Origin of the sequence: Methylobacterium sp. UNCCL125 (assembly GCF_900116795.1) — a bacterium.
Lineage (GTDB): Bacteria > Pseudomonadota > Alphaproteobacteria > Rhizobiales > Beijerinckiaceae > Methylobacterium > Methylobacterium fujisawaense.
On record NZ_FPBW01000008.1, the window covers coordinates 117,827 to 138,298 of the forward strand.

General features: G+C 75.5%; 13 protein-coding genes and 2 pseudogenes. 10 read left to right on the forward strand and 5 right to left on the reverse strand.

Annotated elements, in window-relative coordinates:
- Positions 1 to 14: 14 nt before the first annotated feature.
- From BM396_RS09965 to BM396_RS32730, 3 genes are all read right to left on the reverse strand, one after another.
- Positions 15 to 272, reverse strand: a complete 258-nt coding sequence (locus tag BM396_RS09965; RefSeq protein WP_043355792.1) for a hypothetical protein — start codon at positions 270 to 272, stop codon at positions 15 to 17.
- Between the two features lie 311 nt (positions 273 to 583).
- Entirely contained in the window at positions 584 to 937 is a 354-nt protein-coding gene (locus tag BM396_RS09970; protein ID WP_043382308.1) for a hypothetical protein, read from the reverse strand.
- Between the two features lie 208 nt (positions 938 to 1,145).
- A complete protein-coding gene (locus BM396_RS32730; protein ID WP_158713283.1) occupies positions 1,146 to 1,322 on the reverse strand; it encodes a hypothetical protein in 177 nt (58 codons plus the stop codon).
- A gap of 171 nt (positions 1,323 to 1,493) precedes the next feature.
- Between BM396_RS32730 and BM396_RS09975 the strand changes: the two are divergent.
- From BM396_RS09975 to BM396_RS09990, 4 genes and pseudogenes are all read left to right on the forward strand, one after another.
- Positions 1,494 to 2,455, forward strand: a pseudogene (locus BM396_RS09975) (catalase family protein); the annotation flags it as partial.
- 158 nt (positions 2,456 to 2,613) lie between these two features.
- Positions 2,614 to 2,793, forward strand: a complete 180-nt coding sequence (locus BM396_RS09980) for a hypothetical protein (protein WP_043355788.1) — start codon at positions 2,614 to 2,616, stop codon at positions 2,791 to 2,793.
- Between the two features lie 236 nt (positions 2,794 to 3,029).
- Entirely contained in the window at positions 3,030 to 4,070 is a 1,041-nt protein-coding gene (locus BM396_RS09985; RefSeq protein ID WP_043382311.1) for an AraC-like ligand-binding domain-containing protein, read from the forward strand.
- 355 nt (positions 4,071 to 4,425) lie between these two features.
- Positions 4,426 to 4,575, forward strand: a pseudogene (locus BM396_RS09990) (methyl-accepting chemotaxis protein); the annotation flags it as partial.
- A gap of 19 nt (positions 4,576 to 4,594) precedes the next feature.
- Here BM396_RS09990 and BM396_RS32735 read toward each other — a convergent pair.
- Together BM396_RS32735 and BM396_RS10000 are read right to left on the reverse strand one after the other, a co-directional pair.
- Complete coding sequence (locus tag BM396_RS32735; RefSeq protein ID WP_167380411.1) at positions 4,595 to 4,738, reverse strand: hypothetical protein; 144 nt, start codon at positions 4,736 to 4,738, stop codon at positions 4,595 to 4,597.
- Positions 4,739 to 5,193: 455 nt separating this feature from the next.
- Positions 5,194 to 5,490 (reverse strand): hypothetical protein, encoded by a 297-nt coding sequence (locus BM396_RS10000; protein ID WP_043355801.1) that lies wholly within the window; start codon positions 5,488 to 5,490, stop codon positions 5,194 to 5,196.
- 634 nt (positions 5,491 to 6,124) lie between these two features.
- Between BM396_RS10000 and BM396_RS10005 the strand changes: the two genes are divergently transcribed.
- From BM396_RS10005 to BM396_RS10030, 6 genes are read left to right on the forward strand one after another with little or no spacing between them, the layout of a single operon-like run.
- A complete protein-coding gene (locus tag BM396_RS10005) occupies positions 6,125 to 7,234 on the forward strand; it encodes an ATP-binding protein (RefSeq protein WP_043382316.1) in 1,110 nt (369 codons plus the stop codon).
- Positions 7,231 to 9,531, forward strand: a complete 2,301-nt coding sequence (locus BM396_RS10010) for a DUF5682 family protein (RefSeq protein ID WP_043382318.1) — start codon at positions 7,231 to 7,233, stop codon at positions 9,529 to 9,531. Before BM396_RS10005 ends, BM396_RS10010 begins: the two co-directional genes overlap by 4 nt.
- 47 nt (positions 9,532 to 9,578) lie before the next feature.
- Positions 9,579 to 13,448 (forward strand): DUF4132 domain-containing protein, encoded by a 3,870-nt coding sequence (locus BM396_RS10015; RefSeq protein WP_043382321.1) that lies wholly within the window; start codon positions 9,579 to 9,581, stop codon positions 13,446 to 13,448.
- A gap of 14 nt (positions 13,449 to 13,462) precedes the next feature.
- Entirely contained in the window at positions 13,463 to 17,377 is a 3,915-nt protein-coding gene (locus BM396_RS10020) for a DUF4132 domain-containing protein (protein WP_043382323.1), read from the forward strand.
- Positions 17,374 to 18,504, forward strand: a complete 1,131-nt coding sequence (locus tag BM396_RS10025; RefSeq protein ID WP_043382325.1) for a VWA domain-containing protein — start codon at positions 17,374 to 17,376, stop codon at positions 18,502 to 18,504. The genes BM396_RS10020 and BM396_RS10025 overlap by 4 nt, the downstream gene beginning before the upstream one ends.
- Before the next feature lie 9 nt (positions 18,505 to 18,513).
- The gene (locus BM396_RS10030) at positions 18,514 to 20,454 is read left to right on the forward strand and encodes an SWIM zinc finger family protein (RefSeq protein ID WP_043382328.1); all 1,941 of its coding nucleotides are present in this window, start codon (positions 18,514 to 18,516) and stop codon (positions 20,452 to 20,454) included.
- Positions 20,455 to 20,472: the final 18 nt, after the last annotated feature.

A 20,472-nucleotide genomic window follows, 5' to 3' on the forward strand; every position in this document is an offset into this window, starting at 1 on the left:
CGCCGGGAGGTGTCCTACGGGATGCCGGATCCCACCGTGCCGGGCGGCGGCGTCTGCCGGGCAGACCAGACGACCCGGCCTGCGGGGTCCCTCAGAGCCGCCGAGCCCGACCGGCCGGAGAGCAGCTGCGTGAAGCGTGCCTTCGCGGTGGCGACCGCCGCTTCGTCGGTGGCGCCGGGAATCTGCTCGTCGTGGATAATGATGCCGCCGGCGCTCTCCCGATGGACGATGCATTGCAGCCGGTAGGGCACCGGGGTCTCGATCGGGGCCATGGCGATCTCCTGGCCGGTCATGGGGGCGGCGCGCCGCCAGAGCCGGCGCGGCGACGCAGGATTCCGGACGGCGGCCCTTTGTCGGTCCGGATGGCGAGGACGCCGCAGGACATCCAGCCGGCCTGGGATCGATGACTGGCTCACCTCCTTACCAGATTCCTTCGGCGCGGGCGGGTCTCCCCGCCGCGGTCTTCGCGCCCGCCCCGGCCGTCGCCGGGGCACCCCGGTGACACGTCTCAAGGCTCTCGAAGCGCGGTTCTCGCCCCTGCTCGCCCGCCGGGTCAGCGGCATCCCGGGCCGGCCATGGGGCCCTAGCCGCGCCGGCGCCCGATGACGCGTGGGCGGTGCGTCGGCCTGTCCGGCAGGCGGGATGGGCTCGATCCGGCCCGGTCGTCCGCCGAGGTCCGGGGCGCGGGCAGCAACAGGGGCGGGGGGCGGGGGCGCTCGACGACGACCGCCTCAAGGAGGACCGGCCGCATCGTCCGTGTGGGCCGCGTCACGGGCCCCGGACGTGTCGCGAGGGTTCCGAGGGCCCAGAGCCCGAGGCAAAGCAGGCCGATGAGGATCCCGTCCCAGGACGGCTCGGTCCGGCACATCAGGATGCCGGTCCCGGTGAGGGACGCCCCGGCCGCGAGCAGGCGCGGTGTCGGATCGGCGGAGTTCATGCCGTACCCTCCGTGGCGTTCCCTGAAGACGCGTGAACGGCATCGCTACACTTGTCGGCAACCCCCCTGTTCTCCCCGATGCACACAGCATTCGCTGTGGTCGGTTCCGGCGAGCGCATCTCGATCCGCCGGCCCCGGATGGGATATCGGCGCCGCACGTCCAGCCGCACGTCCAGCCGCACGGCCCGTTGCTCGGCGCGGCGCGGATTCAGACCTCCACCTCTTCGACATGGAGGCCTCCGGCCCGCAGGTGGCTCGGGATCCGGGTGCGGTCGCGGAAGCCGGCTGCGCGCGCCATCGCGTCGAGGGCTGCAAGGGGATCGAGCGCGGAGCCGATCCAGAGGATCGCCCCCGTCGCCGCCTGCATGATCCGGAACACCTTCACGCAACGCCCCAGGTCTCGACCTTCGGACAAGCTCGGGGGGCTGCCGGGTGTTCCCGGCGGAAACGGCGCGGCCCGCAGCTCCCGCCGCCCTAAATGCCCGGAACGGCCTGCATCCGAACGGTTTGCGGCTCGGATCCGCTGCCCGGCGCCCCCGAGTCTTCCCCGAGGCCCATGACCGCCTTCATTCGCTACGCGCCCGACCTGGAGGCTCCGCAGCCCGATGAGGCGGTGGTCCATGCGGGCATGGTCGAGCAACTCGCCAAGATCCAGGGCACCACCCTGAAGGATGACGGCCACGCGGTGCGCGGGGTTCATGCCAAGGCGCACGGCCTGCTGGTCGGCTCCCTGGAGGTGCTGCCCGGACTGTCCCCCGCGTTCGCCCAGGGCGCCTTCGCGGCGCCGGGGCGCCACGATGTGGTTATGCGCTTCTCGACCAATCCCGGCGACATCCTCGACGACAGCGTGTCGACACCCCGGGGCCTCGCCATCAGGATTCTCGGCGTTGCCGGCGAGCGCAACAGACACCCCGCAGGTGTTCAAGAAGGGCTTCTCGGCCCTGCTGCGCGGCGTCGAAGCGGTGCTTGAGGGACTCGGCACGAAGAGCCCGATAGTCATCGCCCTCGGCGGTCATCCCGAAACCCACATCCTGGGCGAGACCTTCTACAGCCAGGCGCCCCTGCGCTGGGGCGATTACGTCGCGAAGGTCGCGGTGGCGCCGGTCTCGCCCGAACTGACCGCGCTCACGGGCGCCGCCCTGAACGTCAACGGCAAGCCGAACGGCCTGCGCGAGGCGGTCGCTGCCTTCTTCGCCGCGCAGGCGGGCGTCTGGGAAATCCGGGCTCAACTCCTCACCAATCGCGAGACGATGCCGGTCGAGGACGCCTCGGTCCCCTGGCCCGAGGCCGAGAGCCCCTATCGCCCTGTGGCGCGCATCACCGTGCCGCGTCAGGAGGCCTGGAGCGACGCGAAGGCGCGGGCTCGCGATGACGGCCTCGTCCTCAGTCCTTGGCACGGCCTCGCCGCCCATCGTCCGCTCGGCGCCCTCATGCGCGCGCCGAGTGGTCTATCCCCGCTCGGCCGGCTTCCGGGCCGAGCACAACGGCTGCCCGATCCACGAGCCGGGCAGCGCGGCCGCATTCCGGGTCTGGATGCTTGCACGGGCATGCCCGAGGTCCGCGGCCGATTCGCGCCGCTCCCGTCCGGGCGGGAACAGGGCGGGCCGGGGGCGGTTCTCGAAGGCAAGCCGGCATGGGCCGGCACGTCGAGAATCCGATCGGGATCCAGGAGAGCCATGACCAGCCGAACCGTTCAATCCGCCCTGCTCGCTCTCGCCCTCGTCGCCGGCAGCGCCGGGATAGCCGCCGCGCAGAGCACGCCCAACGGCAACACCTCGTCCCCCGGCGCCCCTGCGGGCGACAACAGCACCGGCAACGGTGCCACCGGCAGCGGCGCAGCCCCGAGCGGACGGTAACGGGGCTCGACCATCAGGATCGCAGTCCGCGATCCTCACAACCGTGTCCCGTCCCGTCCCGCGGCCGACCGGCCTGCGGGACGTTCCACCTCCGGCACCGGATCCCGCAGGACAGGACGAGCCCGGAGCGCAGAGTCCGGTGTTTGGAACGGAGTGCCACTTTTCTAAGCAGCAGGAATCGCCATACTGGCGGCGGGGCCGATGCCATGTGCGCGGTCCGGACCACAACACGGGCGATGCGACCAAAACCGATCCTGCTGCTCACGGGTGAGAGCCCCGGTCATCGTCAAGCCGACGATTGGCGCGACGCCGTCGCGCCGTTCTGGGACTTCACGATCCGCAAGGAAGATCTGTCCGATTTCCGCGGTCAGTCGCGGGTTCGGCACCTCGGCACCGCGATCGTCTGCAGCGCCCGCGCCTCCGGGCTCCGGTTCGTGCGCGAGCGTGGCCTGGTGGCCCGGATGGGCGTCGATCACATCGTCGCCCACATGCGTGTCTCCGGACAATCGAGGGTGGCGGTCAGCGGCAGGGAGCAGGACTGCGCGCCGGGGGACATCTGCCTGTTCGACCTGTCGCGGCCCCTCTCCGCCGCCTCCACGGATTACGAGGCGATCACGGTCGTCCTGCCGCGGCCGCTCTTCGGCGTCCGGCAAAGCGCGCTCGACACCCTGCACGGGGCGGTGATCCGGGGTGCGACGCCGTTCGGCCGGATGCTCACCGACCACCTGCGCTCCCTCAGCACGCACGCGACCGGGTTCTCGGAGCCGGAGGCCGCTGCGGCAGCTGAGGCCACGGCGGCGCTGCTCGGTGTGGCGGCCTTGGGCCTGCCGCAGGAGGATGGGGGCGTCCAGCCACTCGAGCGGGCCCCCCTGCTCGTCGCCATCCGGCGCTTCATCGAGGCCGAGCTTGCGTCCACGGACCTGACCGCCGAGGCGATCGGGCAGCGGTTCGGCGTCTCGCGCAGCGCCCTGTACCGGCTGTTCGTCCCCCTCGGGGGCGTGTCCGGCTATATCCGGCAGCGCCGGCTCGCCCGCGCCTATCGGGACCTCGCCGCCGGCGACGGGCGCTTCGCCCGCATCTCCGATGTGGCGTATCGCTGGCGGTTCGAGAGCCCCGCACATTTCACCCAGGCCTTCCGCGCAGAGTTCGGCTGCGCCCCTCGGGATGTCCGCGCGCAGGTCGCGATCGAATCCGGGAAATCGTCGGGCACAGAGCCGCCGGCCCCGTCGGAGACCTGGACCGACTTCTACGATTGGGTTCTCAAGCTGGCGGCCTGAGCGGATTCGGGCTCCGAACCGCGTGCCCCGGCTCCGGCGGGCGCTCTGGAGCCGCGATGACCTCCGGGATTCGGCAGCGGCACCCGCGGGTGTCGATCCCGGCCTCTCAGGGCACCTCCCGTGGCGCTGCCATCGGGCGATCCGCATGGAAGCAGCCGGGATCGCCTCCCCGGCGCCGCGGCTTCTGCCTTGCCCGATCCCGTCCGGTAGCCTGCCGCCGGCCCGGCGGCAGCGTCGTCCAGCCGATGGAGCCGCGCTGCGACGCACTGCCCGCCGGGACCTTCCGGTTCCTGCGGCAGGGGGGCGCCGGTCTGGTGCGGGAGATCGATCCTGGTTTGCTGAATGATGCGGCGTCGCCTCGATCGAGGCCGCCCGCGCCGGTGAGGCGGGCCGTGACTTCGCCGTGGTCGCCGCGGCGGTGAAGGCGACCGCCGGACAGACCGCCCGGACGACGGACGAGATCGGCGGCCGGATCGCCGCGATCCAGGCGGCGACCGAACGGGCCGGGGCGGCGGCGGTCTCGCTCAGGCCGGGAGGATGTGCAGCATCCCGCCGACCATGCCGAGAGCCCCCATGCCGATCAGCCCGACGGTGATGTACAGCCGCATCCGGCTCGCGTCGGCGGCCGACGACGGGGGGATGTCTTCGGGCAGGTCGGACCAATCCATCAGGTGAGCATAGCCGGTCGGGTGGGCGGGAGGCGCCGCCCTAGGCCGGCCCGATGACGGCTGGATGACGGGGCCGCCGCAGCGGCACAGGTCCCGGCCATGCTGCTGCCGCGATGCCGCCGCGGTGCGCCGCCGCGGTGCCGCGACGGCTTCACGAGCAGAACGTTCGCTGCCCGGGCGCGCAGGGGGACGGCGCCGCCGTCCTCGAATCCCGGCGTCTCCGGCAGGTCGACGGCCTTCATCAGGGCCCTGCGACCGGCTCCGCCTCGACCTGGGCCATCGCGGCCCCGCCCTTCGATCGCCGTCGCCGTGGCGGGGATATCGTTGCGCGCACCGTGCTCCATGGGGCCGCCGCATTGCGCGGCCCGTCCGGTTGCCGCCCCCGCCTGTCGCGGCTGGGGCTCCGGCTTCAGGGGCGGGATCGTGGGCCGGATCCCGCCCCAGCATGAGGCGAATCAGCGACGGTCCGGGGCTCCGGCCGCGCCGCCGGCCTTGTCGCCGCCCGGCTGGAAGCCGGCCGCATTCGGCGGTCCCTTCATCCGGCCGTCCTGTTTCGGCATCTCCGAGCCCGGTGATCCGGTCGTCGTGCCCGTCGTCGTCCCCGTCGTCGCGCCCTTCCCCGTCTCGTCCTTGCCCGTATAGCCGGCCGCATTGGGCGAGCCCTGCATGCGGGGGCCGGTATTCTCCGCGGCCGTGGCGGCCGCGCCCGTCGCCAGGAGGCCCGCGACGGTCAGGCTGATCAACGTCTTCATGTGTGAATCCTCGGAACGCTTCCCCAGGCTGCCTCTACCGGGCCTGTCGGGAGCAACGCGGCCGGACGGATCCCGTTCACGTCCCCGGGATCGGGGTTGCGCGAGCGCCGGGCCTGCGGGGAAATACTTGCTGCGATGCAATATTTCCGCGTCCGAGAAGGCGCGGCGCGCGTTTCGCGGAGTGATGTATTGATTTATCTTCGGGCTTGAGCGGGTTCGAACAATTGCAATCCACGGCAGAATCTGATTGAATATTCGTATACGTCGCGTCCTATCGTGGTGACTGAATTCGCTTGTGGCCTCTCGGGCTGCGCGAGGAGGTCGAGCATGTACGCTTTGGCCAAGACCAAAGAGAGAACCGACTGGGAGCTGGTCGTCGTCTTCGGTGGCTGGATCGTCTTCGAGATCGCGATCCTGACGTTGTGCTTGGTGTCGATGTAGGCGCTCTCGGAAAGACATCCGTTCTGGCCCGTCCGGTGCCGTGCGGGCCGGCCGGACGCATGCGCCGGGCCACCAATGCTTGGAGATGCTCGGAGATGCTCGGAGGCGCTTGAGAGACATGCCCGTGCCGGGGCATGCTCTGCCGATCGCAGGACACGCCGACAGGATCGGCGCGACGGCAGGGGACGGGTGCATGGCGAAGGCGGTGCGGGCGGGCGGCGATCGCGAGGCGCGTCAGAGACCCCCGGCCGAGGACGTCCACGCTGCGGAACTCGCCCGCCTGCGGGCCGAGGATTCGGCGCCGCGGCCGCCCGGCTGGCAGCTCTCGCTCCAGGCCGTGCGGCGCTTCATCTGCGGTGACGGCGCGACCCCCGCCAAGGTGGTCTGCGCGCCCGCGCTGGTGGAGCGGGCCATGGTCACCCTGGCGACCTCGCGCGCCCTCCTGCTGATCGGGGAGCCCGGGACCGCCAAGAGCCTGCTCTCGGAACTCCTCGCCGCCGCGATCAGCGGGTGCTCGACCCTGACGATCCAGGGCGGTGCGTCGCTGACCGAGGACCAGATCCGCTACGGCTGGAACTACGCGCTGCTCGTCGCCGAGGGGCCGAGCCCCCGCGCCCTGGTGCCGGGCGCCCTCCATACCGGCCTCAGCGCGGGGCGGATCGTCCGCTTCGAGGAGCTGACCCGCTGCCCGCTGGAGGTGCAGGACAGCCTGCTCTCGGTCCTGTCCGACCGGGTGCTCGCCGTGCCGGAACTCACCGGCGCGGACGGGATGGTCTACGCGCGCGACGGCTTCAACCTCATCGCCACCGCCAACACCCGCGACCGGGGCGTGAACGAGATGTCGGCGGCCCTCAAGCGCCGGTTCGGCTTCGAGACCGTGTTCCCGATCGCCGATCTTGAGGCCGAACTCGCCCTGGTGCAGCGCGAGGCCACCGCGCTTCTGGCCCGGTCCGGCGTGCCCCGCAGCCCGGATCCGGAGGTGCTCGAACTCCTCGTGACCTGCTTCCGGGAGCTGCGCGAGGCCGTGGATACGGAGGGCACCGGCATGGAGCGGCTCTCCTCCGTGATGAGCACCGCGGAGGCGGTCAGCGTCGCCCACGCCATCGGGGTGAAGGGCCATTTCCTGCGGGGCGATGCCGGCCAGCCGGAGGACATCGTCGCCTGCCTCGCCGGCACCGCCGCCAAGGACGACGCGGAGGATCTCGCCCGCCTGCGCCGCTATCTCGACCAGCGCGTCAGCCGCCGCTCCGGCGCGGCGTGGCGCCAGCTCTACGCGGCGCGGCACCTCCTCACCCCGCAATGAGCGGTCCCGCGCCGGATTCCGGCCGCCTGACCGTCATCGGCGTACGCCACCATTCCCCGGCCTGCGCCGGGCTCGTCCGGCGCAGGATCGCGGCGTTGCGGCCGGCCTTCGTGCTGATCGAGGGTCCGGTGGACTTCAACTCGCACCTGCCCGACCTCGCCCTCGGCCACGACCTGCCGGTGGCGATCTTCTCGTTCCGGGCGGATGCGACCGGCAGCGCCGCCTCCTACACGCCGTTCTGCGCCTTCTCGCCGGAATGGCAGGCGCTGGAGGCGGGCCGGGCGGTGGGTGCGCAGACGCTGTTCTGCGACCTGCCGGCCTGGGACCCGGCCTTCGGACGCCGCGCCAACCGTTACGCCGACCCGCACGGGGCCCGCGCCGAGGCCGCCGAGCGGGCGCTGGCCGCCGCCCTCGGCGTCGCCGACCAGGACGCCCTCTGGGACGTCCTCGCCGAGGCGGCCTCCGAGGCGGAGCTGCCGGCCCGGCTCGACCGCTACTTCGCCCTGCTGCGCCCGCCCGGCACGGACGATCCCGCCGAGGCGGCCCGCGAGCGCTTCATGGGCGCCTACGCGGCCCACGCCCTGCGCGCGGCCGGCGACCGGCCGGTGGTCCTCGTCTGCGGCGGCTGGCACGCGGACGCCGTCCGGCGCCACGCCGCGCAGGCGGACGGGACCCGGCCCGAGCCGGCGCCGCCGGAGCCGGACCTGCGCACCGGCAGCTACGTGGTGCCCTACGCCTATCTCCGGCTCGACCGGTTCTCGGGCTACGCGGCCGGCATGCCGGCGCCGGGCTATTACGAGCGCGTGGCCGAGGCGGGCCTCGCCCCCGCGGCCGACTGGGCGATGACGGCGATCACCGCGGCCCTGCGTGAGGCCGGACAGGTCGTCTCCACCGCCGACCGCATCGCCTGGCGGGTCCATGCCGAGGCCCTCGCCCGGCTGCGCGCCCATCCGGCGATCCTGCGCGCCGACCTGATCGACGCGGCCCTCGCCGCCCTGGTGAAGGACGCCCTCGACCGCCCGCCCGCCTGGGCGGCCGGCGGCGCCGCGCCCGGCCACCCCGCGCTCGCCGCGATGCTGCGGGCGCTCACCGGCCGGCGCGAGGGACGCCTCGCTCCCGGCACCCGGCAGCCGCCCCTCGTGGCCGACGTCGCCGAGCGTCTGCGCGCCGCCGATCTGGAGCCGGGGCCGGCGCGCCGCAGCATCGACCTCGACTGGGCCGAACCGGGCGACCGGGCGCGGGCGCACCTGCTGCACCGGCTGGCGCTGCTCGGGCTGCCGGGGATCGCCCGCGAGGGGCCGGACCGCGCCGAGCCCGGCCTGCCGCGGGAGCGCTTCACGCTCGTGCGCCACCCGCACTGGCTCGGCGCCCTGATCGAGGCCTCGCTCTGGGGCGGCACCCTGGAGATGGCCGCCGCCGCCCGGATCTCCGCCCGGGTCGAGGCGGCGCCGGATTCCCTCGCCGTTCTCACCGGGGCCCTGTCCGACGCGCTGTTCGCCGGGCTGACCCTGGAGGGCGATCTGCTGGCCCGCTTGAGCGCCGGCATCGCGGCGGCACACGACGTGGCCGCTTTGGGCGCCGCCGGGGCCGGGATCGTGCGGCTATACCGGTTCGGCGACGCCTTCGCGCCTTCGCGGCCCGCCCTCGCCCGCCTCTGCGCCGCTCTGGCGGCCCGGGCGCTCTTCGTCGTCGAAGGCATCCGGGAGCCCCGCGCGGGGCTCGGCGCCATCCCGCTGCTCCTCGCCTGCCGCGACCTGTTCCGCGAGGTCGGCGCCGAGGTTGCGGGCCTCGACGAGCTGCGCGGGCCCTTCGCCGCCATGCTCGGCCGGCGCCTCGCCGACCCGGAGACGCCCCCGGCCCTCGCGGGGGCGGCCCTCGGCTTCCGGGTCGCCTGCGGCGCGGCCGGCTCGGATCCGGAGGCCGCCCTGTCCCGGCTGCGCCGCTTCGGCCTGCCCGCGACGCTGGGCGACTTCCTCGCCGGCCTGTTCGCCCTCGCCCGCGAGGAGATCGCCGCCGACGCCACCCTCGCCTCCGTCGAGGGGCTGGTGGCCGCCTGGGGCGATGAGGATTTCCTGCGGGCGCTGCCGTCCCTGCGGATGGCCTTCGCGTGGTTCCCGCCCCGGGAGCGTGAGCGCATCGCCGTGGCGATCCTGCGCCGGAGCGGCCTCGGCGAGGCCCGGGCCGAGGTCGAGGCCCTGGCCTGGATGCGCCAGCGCGCCCGCCCGGCCGATCAGGCCGAGGCCCTGGCCCGCGAGGCGCGGGTCGCCGCGCGGCTCGCCCGCTACGGGTTGACCTGAGACGCGACAAGGAAAATTTTACCGCCGCGCCACGGGGAGAGGACTGCATGCAGCGTTACGAGCTGACGGCGGGATCATCGGCGAAGTTCTGGGAGGCCGGGACCGAGGACAGCGTTCTCATCGTGAGATTCGGCCGGCTCGGCACGCAGGGGCAGTCCAAGACCAAGAGCTTCGCGAGCGCGCAGGCGGCTCGGGTCGAGCTCGACCGGCTGGTGCGGGAGAAGACCGCCAAGGGCTATCGCCCGGCCGGCGACGCCGCACCGGCTTCGGCCGCCGGGGCGACAGCCCAGGCCACGGTTGCCCAGGCCACGGTTGCCCGGGCCGCCGATTCCGAAGCCGCCGAGGCCTCGCCGGCCCCCGCCGCCCGGGCGGAGGCGCGCTGCACCCCGGCAACCGGCGGCGCCCCGATCTTCTCCGGCACGCCCCTGCCCACGCGCACCCGCCCCGGGCCGCCCCTCGACGCCGCCGCCGACTGGGCGGCCTTCGCGGCGCGGATCCGCCCGCTGCTGGAAACCGCTCCCGACGAGGCCCGCGCGCCGGCCGAGGCCCTCGCCGCCCGGCTCGACGGCGCGCCGCCGGCCCCCGACCACGCCGCGGCCCGGCACTGGCTGGAGCAGCTCGAGGCGGCCTGCCCGGCGCTGAACCAGCGCCTCTGGGGTGCCAAGCCCGGACCGCAGGGGCCGGCGGCCCGGGCGGCGTTCACCCATTTCGCCCGCTGGCTCGTGGCCCGCTCCGGCACCGGGACGCTCGTGGCCCTGTTCGACCGGCTGCAGCCCCGCCCCTCCGGCCGGTACGGCTCCCTGCCGGTCTCGGCCTGGGACATGCCCACCGCCTTCGGCGTCCGGGCCGCCCTGGCCGCCGCCCCCGAGACGGAATACGCGGCGGCCCTGGAGGCGGCCCTCCGGCTCGCCGCCGCGGAGCCGGAGCCGACCCTCGCCCGCTGGCTCGCGGCGGTCTTCGCGGACGACCGGCCCGGCGCCGACCATGCCCTCTGCGCCCGCGCGGTGCTTGGGCGCTGCGACCCGCCGGATCCCAAGGCCTACGGCAATTCCCACGCCGCCCTGCCGCTGATCGTCGACGTGCCGCCGAGCCAGGCCGCGCCCTGGTACGCCGCGCCGTTCCACCGGGCGACCCTGGCGACCTGCGATGTCGGGGCCGAGGAGGCCGCCGCCACGGTGATCGCCGTCGCCGACGCGGCCGGCGAGCCGGCCACCCCCGCCCTCGTCTGGCTCCTGGAGGGAGCGGTCGGCCCCGAGCGCACGCTCATCGCCCGGGCGCTCCTGGAGACCCGGGCCGCCGACGCCCTCGACGCCCTCCTGCCCTTCGTGGGCACCAAGCTGGTCCGCGACGCCCTCGACGCCGCAGACGCGGCCTTCCCCGACTGGATGCTGCGGGCCTATCTCGGGGCGCTCCATGGCAAGGGGGAGCCCGCCTTCGGCCCGCGGGTCGTCACGCTCGCCGAGCGCCACGGACATGAGACCGCCCGCGCCTGGGCGGCGGCCGACGGGGGCCGGGGCGCGGGGCGCCTGGACCGGTTGCTCGCCGCCGGCAGCGGGCCGCAGGCGGCGCCGGAGGCCCTGCCGCCCGTGCTCCGGGACCCGCCCTGGCGGCGGCGCGGGGCCGCGCGCGCCCGGCCGGAACGGGTGGTGGCGCCGATCCCGACGCCCTTCGCGCACGGCTTCGACCCCGAGCAGGCCCTCGACCGCAGCACCTTCTACTTCCAGGCCGGAACGCTGGTGGAGGCCATGACGGACCTCGCGGCGCGGATCCGCGCCACCGAGGCGGAGGCCCTCTACGACATGCCGATCCCGCCGCCGGCCGAGCCCGTGCCCGCCGCCGACGCGGATCCCGCGGCGGCCCTGGCCTGGCTCGACCGCCGGCTCGACCTCACCCGCGAGCAGTTTACGGGCTTCTTCTACTTCAACTACGGGCCCTGGTTCCGGATGGTCGGGTGGCAGCCCGAGCCCCTGGCGCTGATGCTGTGGGAGAAGACCGGGCCGCAGCGCGCCCATTACGTGGCGTGGCGGCGCACCATCGCGGTGATGCTGTCCCGCTTCGGCGAGCGGGCCGTGCCCGGCCTCGTCCGCCTCGTCGCGGCGGATCCGGCGCAGCTCCTGCCGGAGGTCGAGCCGGTGGACGCCGCCGACCTCGCCCCGGTCGCCGCCCGGGTCTTCCACCGCACCCGCAAGCTCCGGCCGGCCGCGGCCGCGTGGCTGCGCGCCCATCCCCGCACCGCGGCGCTGCGGCTCCTGCCCGAGACCCTCGGGCCCGCCGGCCCGGACCGCGACGCCGCCGACGCGGCCCTGCGCTTCCTCGCCGCCGAGCCCGCGGGGCGCGCCGCCCTCGACGCCGCCGTCGCGGCCTATGCGGAGCGGGATCCCGGCGTGACCGAGGCGGTGGCCGCCGGGGTCGACAGCGACCCGCTGGAGCAGGTGCCGGCCAAGCCGCCGAAGCTCCCCGACTGGGTGGTCCCCGCCGCCCTGCCCCGCCCGGTCCTGCGGAGCGGGGGCGCCCTGCCCGACGCCGCCGTCACCGCCCTGTGCGAGATGCTCGCCTTCTCGGACCCACTGACGCCCTACGCGGGCGTCGCGCAGGTCCGCGCCGCCTGCACGCCGGAGAGCCTCGACGCCTTCGCGGTCGCGCTGTTCCAGTCCTGGATCGCCGCCGGCGCCAAGGCGACGGGGGAATGGGCCCTGCAGGCGCTGGCCCTGATCGGCAGCGACCACGCCGCCCGCGACCTCACCCGTCAGATCCGCGCCTGGGGGCAGGCCGGCCTGAAGCCCCGCGGCCGGGCCGGCATCGCCGTGCTCGCCGGGATCGGCACCGACGTGGCGCTGATGAACCTCAGCGCCATCGCCGAGAAGAGCCCGCTGCTGCAACTGCGCGAGGCTGCCCGCGCCGCCATCGTCGACGCCGCCGAGGCGCGCGGCCTCGACGAGGTCGACCTCGCCGACCGGCTCTCCCCCGATCTCGGCCTCGACGCCCGGGGCGGGCTCGACCTGTCCTTCGGGGAGCGCCGGTTCCGGGTCGGCTTCGACGAGACGCTGAAGCCCGTCCTGCGCGACGCCGAGGGCCGGCGGCTCGCCGCCCTGCCCCGCCCGACCAAGGCGGACGATCCCGAATCCGCCAAGGCGGCGTCCCGGCACTGGGCGGCCCTGCGCAAGGACGCGGAAGCCGCCGCCGGCCTGCAGGTCACCCGGCTCGAGGCCATGCTGGCGTCCCAGCGCCGCGTCGCCCCCGGGGTGTTCTGGCCGTTCTTCGCCGCCCACCCGCTGATCCGCCACCTCGCCGGGCGCCTCGTCTGGGGGTTCTATCCGGACGGTGCGCCCGCGACGCCGCCGGGGCACGTCTTCCGCCTCGCGGAGGATCTCTCGCCGACCGACGCCGCGGACGACGCCCTCGCCCTCGACGTCGCGGCGGCCGAGGGCGTGGTCGGCCTCGTCCATCCCCTGCACCTCGACCCGGAAGCGCTGGCGGCCTGGAGCGGCTTGTTCGCCGATTACGAGATCGCCCAGCCCTTCCCGCAACTCGCCCGCGAGACCTTCGCGTTCACCGAGGCCGAGCGGGGCGGCGCCGAGACCCTGCGCTTCGACGGAATCCGGGTGGGCGGCCGCCGCCTGCGCGGCCTGCGGCCCCAGGGCTGGTCGACCGACACCGGTGGCGAGCACGTCCATGCGGTGCAGCGGCCGGTCGCGCTGCCCGACGGAACCCGCCTCGTCGCGGTCCTGCGCTTCGAGGACGGGTTCTGGCACCGGCCCGGCCCGGAGGATGACGGGATCCAGACGCTGCGGAGCCTGACCCTGTCCGAGACCGGCTGGCGCGCCGCGGCGACCCACCGGTTCGGCGACCTCGATCCGGTGACCGCCAGCGAGGTCCTGCGCACGCCGAGCCTGCTCGCCGCCGCCGGCGACGCGTGAGAGGGAGACAGCCCATGGAACGCTACGAGCTGGTCGAGGGCAGCGCGGCCAAATTTTGGGAGGTCGGTGTCTCCGGCCCGACGCTCACCGTCCGCTTCGGGCGCCTCGGCACCCAGGGCCAGAGCAAGGACAAGACCTGCGCCGATGCGGCCGCGGCCGTGAAGGAGAAGGACAAGCTCGTCCGCGAGAAGACCACCAAGGGCTACGTCCGCGCCGAGGGATCGGCTCCCGCACCCGCCGCCGCCCCGGCCGCACCGGCTCGGACCGCGGATGCGGTTCAGGCGTCCGGGACGGCTGAGCGACCGGAGAGCGCCGCTGAAATCCCCGCCGAACCGGCCACCGTGACGGCCACCGACGAGACGGCACCCGTCGCGGCTCCGCCGGCGGCGGCCGAGCCCGCCCCGGACCCGGCCGCGCAGGAGCCCGCATTGCCCCCCGCCCCGGCCGCGGTCTTCGAGGCGGTGCCGCTGCCGACCCGCCTGCGCCCCGGTCCGTGCCCGGACGCGGCGGAGGCTTGGCGGGCGATCGCGGCGCCGTTGGCGGCCGCGCTCGGCGATGCCGAGGCCGCGCGCCTCGCCGGGGCGCCGCCGGACCGGGACGGCCTCGCCGCTTGGCTGGACGCGATCGTCGACGCCGCGGAGGCGCGCCGACAGGGAAATCCGTCCCGGGCCGCCACCGGCGACGCCATCCTGCGGCGGGCGCTGGAGGCGATCCTTCGCTACGCCGTGGCCCGGGGCGGGACGGAGGCCGTCGCCCGGCTGGCCGACCGGCGCCGCCCGACCCCGAAGACGCCGCGCCCCTACCAGCGCCTGTCCTGGGCGGAGCCGCTCCACCTCGCCCTGCGGGCCGCCCTGGTGCACGCCCCGGAGGCCGATTACGACGCCGCGGTCGCGTTCCTGAATGCGCGGATCGCCGAGGATCACGACTGGCCGGCGGCCTGCGCCTGCGCGTTCATCCTGGCCGACGACCGGCCCGCCCCGCACCCGCTCCAGCCCCGCGCCGTGCTCGAAGCCGCCGCTTCCGCGGGGATCGACGTGACGGCCGATACGGCCTTCGTGCCGCTGCTCGCCGATGCGCCGCCGGACGCGGTGGCGCCCTGGCGGACCAAGCGCAGCTACCATTTCTACTTCGTCTACTGCGCCGTCGACGCGGGGGAGGCGGCCGCGACCCTGCTGGCGGTCGCTCGCGCCGCCGGGCAGCCGGCGCTGCCGTCCCTCGACTGGCTGCTGCACTACGCCACCGACGACCAGCGCCGGACGGTCGCCCTGGCGATCCTGTCGACGGGGGAGGCCGGCGCGCTGCCGGCCCTGCTGCCCCATCTCCACGAGAAGCCCGTCGCGGCGGCCCTCGACGCGGCGCTGGAGGCCGATCCCGCCGCGATCCTGCCCCGCTGCCTCGCCGCCCTCGCGGGCGGCCGATCGGAGCCGGCCCTGCGCGCCCGGGTGAACCGGGCGCTCGATATCCACGGCCTCGACACGGTCCGCGGCTGGCTCGCGGCGTCGGGCGGGCGCGGGGCCGGCATCCTCGATGCCCTGGCGGAGGCCCGCGCCGTGCCCCTGGCGGAGCCCGCCGCCTGGCCGCGGGTGCTGCGTGATCCGCCCTGGCGGGCCAAGGCCCGGACCCGGGACGACCTCGTCCTCGCCCTCGCGCCGCTGCCGACGCCGTTCGCGCACGCGGTGCCGGAGGTCGCCCCGAGCTACTGGCGGGCGCGGAACGCCGTGACCCTCGACGGCCCGGAGGCGCTGTCGGCCTTCGTGGCGGCCACCGAGCTTTCCCATCCGACGCAGGGCTGGAGCCGGATCCCGCCCGCGCTCTCCGAGCCGCCGCGCGACGACCCGCCGGCCCTGATCGCCTGGGTCGCCGCCCGCGTCGCCCAGATCGACGAGGCCTGCCGCTACTGGGCGAACTCGCCCTATCGCCAACTGGTCGGCAGCCTGGAGCGGCAGCCCGAGCCCCTGGCGCTCGCCCTCTGGGCCCAGTCGCGCGTCGTTGCGGGATGCTTCCACGTCTCGCAATGGCCGGAGATCGTGTGGGCGATGCTGGCGCGGTTCGGCGAGCGGGCGATGCCGGGCCTCGTCGGGCTGGTCGAGGCCGATCCGGTCGGGCTCCTGCCGGCGGTCCTGGCGGTGGACGATGGCCGTCTCGCCGTGCCTGCCGCCCGCGCCCTCACGAAGCTCAAGAAGGCCCGCGAGCCGGCGCTGGCCTGGCTGCGCCGCCATCCCGAGACCGCCCTCATCCGCCTGCTGCCCGACGCCGTGGGCCGGCCCGGGGCGCTGCGCGACGCTGGCGAGCACGCCCTGCGCGTGCTGGCGCAGGACCGGGCGGACGGCCGCGCCATCATCACTTCCGTGGCCGCGCGCTACGCGGACCAGGCACCGGACGTGACAGAGGCGGTCGCGCAGGTGCTCGACCGCGATCCCCTCGACCGCGTCCCCGCCAAGGTCGGCAAGCCGCCCGCCTGGGTCGTGCCGTCCATGCTGACCCGCCCGCGTCTGCGGGACGGGACCGCCCTGCCGGACGCGGCGATCCTGACCCTCTGCGAGATGCTGTCCTTCACCAACCCGGACGCCGTCTATGCCGGCGTGCCGATGGTCCGCGAGGCCTGCACCGAGGCGAGCCTCGCGGCCTTCGCGTGGGACCTGTTCTCCGCCTGGATCGCCGCCGGGACGCCCTCGAAGGACGGCTGGGCCCTGCGCGCGCTGGGCTGGTTCGGCACCGACGCCACGGCCCGCGACCTGACCCGCCTGATCCGCCGCTGGCCCGGCGAGGCCGCCCACGCCCGCGCGGTCACCGGACTCGACGTGCTGGTCGATATCGGCACCGACGTCGCGCTGATGAACCTCAACGGCATCGCCGAGAAGCTGAAGTTCAAGGGGCTCCAGGAGAAGGCCCGGCAGAAGATCGCCCAGCTCGCCGAGGCCCGCGGCCTCACCCCCGAGGAGCTGGCCGACCGGCTCGCCCCCGACCTCGACCTCGACGAGCGCGGTGGCCTCGACCTCGATTTCGGCCCCCGCGGCTTCCGGGTCGGGTTCGACGAGACCCTGAAGCCCTGGGTCCGGGACGCCGCCGGCCAGAGGCTCAAGGACCTGCCCAAGCCCGCCAAGGCCGACGATGCCGGCAAGGCCGCGGCGGCGGTGGCCCGCTGGGGTGCCCTGAAGAAGGACGCGCGGGCCGTGGCGAGCCTGCAGGTGGCCCGCCTGGAGGCGATGCTCGCCGGCGCCCGCCGGGTCCAGCCGACGGTGTTCGGCCCCTGCTTCGCCGCACACCCGCTCGTGCGCCACCTCGCCCAGCGCCTCGTCTGGGCCACCTTCGCGGATGCCGACCCGCGGACCGGCCCGGGCCTGACCTTCCGGGTGGCGGAGGACCTGACCTTCACGGATGCCGACGACGCGCCGCTCGACCTCGACCTGACCGGGGCGGCCCCGGGCCTGATCGGCCTCGTCCATCCCCTGCAACTCGACCCCGGGGCCCTGGCCGCCTGGGGGGCGCTGTTCGGCGACTACGAGATCGTCCAGCCCTTCCCGCAGCTCGCCCGCGAGACCTACGCCTTCACGGAGGCCGAGGCGGCCGCATCGACCACGAGCCGCTTCGCCGGGACCGTGGTGGAGGCCAACCGCCTGCGCGGCATGGCCGCGAAGGGCTGGCCCCTCGGGTCACCGCAGGATGGCGGTGTGGTCTGGTGGATCGAGCGCGCCGTCACCTTCCCGGGGGGCGCCGCCGGCCAGGCCTCGCTGATCTTCTCGGAGGGCCTGTTCACCGGCGCGGTGGAGTTCGAGGACTGGGAGCAGACCCTCGGCGACCTGACCCTCGGCTCGCCCTGGAGCAACCGGACGGAGCCGGGCCAGCGGACCTTCGGCGCGCTCGCGCCGGTGACGGCGAGCGAGCTCCTGCGCGGACCGAGCCTCCTCGCCGGGACGCGGCTGCGGTGAGCCTCGACCCCGTCACGCGCTGGCGGCTCATCCTGGGCGAGGCGGCGGAGTCCGCCTGCGCGGGGGCCGGCTGCGCCCTGTCGGGGGAGGCCGCCGCCATGGATCAGGCGCTCGACTGGCTCTACGGCCGCGACGCCGACGGCACGGCGCGGGGGGAGCGGCGCCAGGGCGGCCGCGAGGGCTCGACCCTGACGGTGCCGGGCTGGATCAACGCGGTCCACACGCTCTTCCCCCGCGAGACCATCGAGCGGCTGGAGCGCGACGCGATCGAGCTCTACGCCATCGACGACGTGGTCACGAACCCCGAGGTGCTGGCCCGGGTCGCGCCGAACGAGACGCTGCTGAAGGCGGTCCTGCGCACCAAGCACCTGATGGCGCCCGACGTGCTGGTGATGGCCCGCAAGCTCGTCCAGGAGGTGGTGCGGCAGTTGATGGAGCGGCTGGCCCGGGACCTCGCGGTGGCGTTCTCGGGGGTGCTCGACCGGCGGCGGCACACGCGCCTGCCCGGCGCCCGCGACCTCGACCTGAACCGGACGATCCGCGACAACCTGCGCCACTACGATCCCGAGAGCCGGCGGATCACCGTCGAGCGGCTGCACTTCTTCGCTCGGAACCGGCGGCAGATGCGGCCCTGGCAGGTGATCCTGCTCGTCGACCAGAGCGGGTCGATGCTCGATTCGGTGATCCACGCCTCGGTGATGGCCGCCTGCCTGTGGAAGCTCCCCGGCATCCGCACCCATCTCGTCGCCTTCGACACGGCGGTGGTGGACCTGACCCGCGATTGCGACGACGCCTGCGAGCTGCTCATGAAGGTCCAGCTCGGCGGCGGCACCGATATCGGCGGGGCCCTGCGCTACGCGGCCGGCCTGATCACCGCGCCGGAGCGGGCGATCGTGGTCTTGGTCTCCGACTTCTACGAGGGGGCGAGCGAGGCCGCCCTGGTCGCTCAGGTGCGGGCGCTCTCCGGCCAGCGCACCCGCGTGCTCGGGCTCGCGGCCCTCGATTCGGCGGCCCGGCCCGCCTACGACCGGGCGATGGCCCAGCGGCTCGTGGCGGCCGGTGCCGAGATCGCCGCGATGACGCCCGGCGAACTCGCCGGCTGGCTCGCCGCCGCGATCCGGAGCTGAGCCGCGGCGATGGCCCGCCCCGACCTCCGCGCCCTCACGGATGACGGCCTCGTCCAGCTCGCCAATGCCGGCCTGGTGAAGCGCGCGCTGCGCGAGGTGGCCGCCGGCCAGGGGCCGGCCCTCGCGGAGGCCGAGGACGGCACCGTCGAGGCGCGCTTCGCCGACGGCACGGTCACGCGACTCGGCCCCGGCCGGCCCCCGGGCGAGGCCAGCTGCACCTGCCCGGCGAGCGGGATGTGCCGCCACCGGGTCGCCCTCGTCGTCGCCTACCGGGCCGCGGCGGTCGCGGATGGACCGGCGCAGCCAGCCGCACCCGCGGCGGTCGCCTGGGATCCCGGCAGCCTCGACGGCGCCGCCTTCGAGGCGGGGCTCGGCGGCGCGGCGGCGGCGGAGCTGCGGCGCCTCCTGGCGGGTGGGATCACGGTCGGGCTGGAGCGCGGCGCCGTGCCGGCCGCGCGGCTCCCGACCGCGACGGTGCGCTTCCTCGTGCCCGACGCGGTCGGCTACGCCCGCTGCGACTGCGCGGCGGGGGGCGGCTGCGCCCACGTCGCCCTGGCGATCCGCGCCTTCCGGGCGGCCGGGGGCGCCGCCGAGATCCGCCTGGGCGGGGCGGCGCCGGCCGGAGCGGAGGCGGGGCCGGCGGAGGAGGGACTCGCGGAGGCCGCCGACCGGGTGGTCGCCGGCCTGCTGGAGGCCGGGGTGGTATCCGGTCCGGAAGCCCACGACGCCGCCCTCGTCCGGCTGCGGCGGGTGGCCGAGAGGCGGGGCGCCACGCAGATTCTGCTGGCCGAGGCGGACCTGGCCGGGCAACTCGCGGCCTATGCCGGGCGTCACGCCGCCTACGACGCGGCCGTGGTCCTGGCGCTCGCCACGGAACTCCTCGGCCGCGTCCGGGGCGGGGAGGCCGCCCTCGGCGTCGGCCAGCCCTACGAGACCGCCATGGGCAGGACGCGCCTCGTTTCCCTGGGCGCCCGGCTCCTCGCCCGCGGGCGCGGCGCCAGCGCCCGGGTGGCCCTGGCCGACACCGATACCGGCGCGCTCCTGGCCCTGGAGCGCGATTTCGCGCCGGGCGAGGCCGAGGTGGATTTCGTCGGCAGCCTGCCCGGGCGGCTCCTGGGATCGGGCCTGTCCGTCTCGGGCACCGGCCAGGGCCAGATCCTGACCAGCGTCGCCCGGCGCCGGGCGGACGGGCTCCTCGCCCTCGGCCGGGGCGCGCAGGGCCGCACGGCCCTGCTGCCGCGGGACGCCCGCGTGACCGTGCCGGCCCCCCTGGCGGCGCGGGACGTCCCGTCGATCCTGCGCCGTCTGGCCGAGCGGCCGCCGGCCTTCCTGCGGCCGCGCGACCGGCTGGAGGCCTTCCACGTCTTCCCCGTCGATGCGGTCCTGGGACAGGCCTGGGCACCGGGCGCCCAGACGTGGCAGGCCGCCGTCGAACTGCCGGAGGCGGGCGGCACGCTGCATCTCGCCCGCGCCTACGACCCCGCCGCGCCGCACGCCCTGGACGCCCTCGCGGGCGCCTGCTCGGGGCGCTGGGGACCGGTGCGGCAGGTCGCCGGCCCGGTGCGGATCGCCGACGGGGCCCTGGTCTGCGATCCCTGGTCGGTGTCGGTCGACCGGCTCGTCGTGCCCGACCTCGCCGCCCCGGACGGCGCCGGCCACCCGATCCCGCCGGCACCGGACCTGGGGCCGGCCACGCTCCTCGACGAGGCGGCCGCGCTCCTGGCGAACGCCCTCCATGCCGGGCGGCGGGCCTTCGCGGCGAACGCCCGCGCCGGCGGGGCCGACCTCGTGGCGCGCCTCGCGGCGGCGGGGCATCCCGCCACCGCCGCGCGGCTCTCGGCCTTCCTCGCCGCCGCCCTGGCCCCCCCGGGCGCGGAGCCCGATCCCTTCGCCCGGGCTGCCCTCTGGGTCGCCGCCATGCGGGATGATTCCGGGCCGGCGGAGGGCTGATCACGGAATCGTGGGGAC